The sequence below is a fragment of the Nocardia carnea genome (genome assembly GCF_029868325.1).
Lineage (GTDB): Bacteria > Actinomycetota > Actinomycetes > Mycobacteriales > Mycobacteriaceae > Nocardia > Nocardia carnea_C.
In genome coordinates this window covers 1-2,466 of sequence record NZ_JARWNW010000228.1, presented here as the reverse complement: position 1 = coordinate 2,466, position 2,466 = coordinate 1, and the positions used below count along the sequence as shown (strand labels likewise).

Below are 2,466 nucleotides of genomic sequence, written 5' to 3'. Positions count from 1 at the left end.
GTCTTGGACACCTGGAAAGACGGGTGCATGAGCCGATGCGCGAGGTCGCCGTCGTTGGTGAGCAGCAACAGTCCCTCGGTATCGGCATCGAGCCGGCCCACATGGAACAGTCGCTGCCCGGCTCGCTCGTCCCGGTTCAACCGGGACCGGGACAGCACCCCGGATATCCACGATCCGGTCCACGCCCCGAGCCGACAACACGATATTGAAATCGAGCGCCGCGCCGCGGCTGCGCCGCATTGCCTCGAGCACGGACAGCAGGGACGGGCCGAAACCTTTCAGGGACTCGCTGAACTCGGCACCGCCGTTGGTTACGTGGGAGTCTGGCGTCGCTGGTTGCGTGGGGGCTGGCGCCGTTGGTTGCGTGGGGGTGCGGGGCGGAGCTTCTGCACACTCGACGATGCCCGGCGGTGAGGGCGGTCCGGTGTGGTCGGCACCTGTACGGCGGGTCTCGTCGGCTGCCGGTGTGGTCGGCTCGGATGGACGAGTCTCGGAATGCCTCGAAGGCTCGATGCTGCTGGACGCGTGGCGTCGGGCCGGGCTGTGCGCACGTGTCGCGCCGCCGGAGGGGATTGCGGAAGCAGGTCCACGGCGGGCGGGGTGCGGATGCGTAGGTAGGCTGTCGACCGGTGTTGGTCGGGTGCTTGGAGGCTTTGTGTGATGCTGCCGGATAGCGGCGGGAATATGGTGGCAGGCGGTCACGAACGGGACGAGGTGGGGGACCTGCCGCCGGACCCGGATGCCGATATCTTCGGTGACCCAGGGTTTTCCGAGCGCCACGCGGAACTCGCCGCGGGTTACGGGGGCTCGGGCGACCCCGACGATCCCGCCCAGGTTCAGGCCATGCAGATGGTGTTGCACCTGCCCAAGACCGATCCGCCCGCGCGCAGCGATCTGCTCGCCGCGGCGGCCGGTGCGGCGGTGGCGCTGTGCCTGGACCCGCGGGTGGGTTCCGCGGGCGAATGGGAGCAGCCGTATCTGGCGTGGAAGCGGTCGCGGATCCGGAAGGTCGCCCGGCGGGCCCGGGGTGCGCAGTGGGCGGCCGCGAACGAGGTGCCCGGAGTGACCGTCGAAAGCGGTGGGGCACTGGTGCGGGCGTTGGTGCCGGGACCGGTGGGGTCGGTGGATCCGCGGATCCGGCGGCTCCAGATCGGTGGTACCGACCTGGAATCCGACGATCCGGGGCCGGTTCCGCTGGATGTGCCGGTGTTCTGGGTGAATGCCGCGCTGGGGATGACGGTCGGTAAGGCCGCGGCGCAGGTCGGGCATGCGAGCATGCTGTTCGCCGGCGCGCTGCCCGTGGAGCAGGCGCGGGCCTGGGCGCAACGCGGATTCGCCTGCGCGGTCCGCGAAGCCGAGCCCGACGAATGGGAGATGCTGCGCACCGCGGTGGCGCGTAGCGCGGCGACCGCCGTCCGTGACGCGGGTTTCACCGAGGTGGCCCCCGGTTCGACCACGGTGATCGCCACCCGCCCGGCGCGACTCGATCAGCGGTAGCGTGCCCGGTGCCGCGGCCGCGGACGTCTCGAGACAAGATGGAGGCCGTGGCGCACCCCGATCCAGATCTGCTCATCGACTTCACCGACGTCTCCATCCGCCGCAACGGGCATACGCTCGTCGGGCCTGTCACCTGGCAGGTCGAACTCGACGAACGCTGGGTGATATTGGGGCCCAACGGGGCCGGTAAAACATCTCTGCTGCAGATCGCGGCCGCGGAAGCCCATCCTTCCTCCGGGACGGCCTATGTGCTGGCCGAACGCCTGGGCCGGACGGATATCAGCGAGCTGCGGCCGCGGATCGGCCTGTCCTCGGCGGCGCTGGCGGCCCGGATCCCCGCCGATGAACGGGTCGCCGATCTGGTCGTCTCCGCGGGGTACGCGGTACTCGGCCGGTGGCGCGAGAAATACGATGATGTCGATACCGACCGCGCGATCGATATGCTGGAAAGCCTGGGCGCGGAACATCTTCTGGACCGCACCTACGGCACGCTCTCGGAGGGCGAACGCAAACGGGTCCTGATCGCGCGCGCCCTGATGACCGATCCGGAGCTGCTGCTGCTCGACGAACCGGCCGCCGGTGTGGACCTGGGGGGTCGCGAGGAACTGGTGGAAAGCCTCGGCGATCTCGCCGCCGACCCCGACTCGCCCGCCCTGGTGCTGGTCACCCACCACGTCGAGGAGATCCCGCCCGGTTTCACCCACTGCATGCTGCTCAGTGAGGGCGAAATCGTCACCCAGGGCCTGCTGGACGAGGTGCTGACCGCGGAGAACCTCAGCGAGGCGTTCCGCCAATCCATCGCCCTGGACCGGATCGACGACCGCTACTTCGCCCGCCGCGCCCGCCGCCTCGGCCGCCACCGCTCCCGCTGAGAGCTGTATCCATGGCGCCGCCCCCCGGGGGGCGGGGGGGGGGTTGCAAGGGGCCGCCGCCGGCGGGGGGGGGGGGGGGGGGGGGGGGGGGGGGGGG

Annotated in this window: 3 protein-coding genes; 2 read left to right on the top strand and 1 reads right to left on the bottom strand. The window is 70.7% G+C overall.

Going from position 1 to position 2,466, the window contains the following annotated elements:
* Positions 1-206, bottom strand: a 206-nt coding sequence (locus QH196_RS32360) for a pseudouridine synthase (protein ID WP_348538086.1), incomplete at its 3' end; no start/stop codon positions are given.
* A gap of 454 nt (positions 207-660) precedes the next feature.
* Between QH196_RS32360 and QH196_RS18870 the strand changes: the two genes are divergently transcribed.
* Positions 661-1,497: an aminoacyl-tRNA hydrolase gene (locus tag QH196_RS18870; protein ID WP_280417121.1), complete on the top strand. Its 837-nt coding sequence runs from the start codon at positions 661-663 to the stop codon at positions 1,495-1,497.
* A 38-nt stretch (positions 1,498-1,535) separates the two neighbouring features.
* Entirely contained in the window at positions 1,536-2,369 is an 834-nt protein-coding gene (locus QH196_RS18865) for an ABC transporter ATP-binding protein (RefSeq protein ID WP_280417120.1), read from the top strand.
* Positions 2,370-2,466 lie beyond the last annotated feature (97 nt).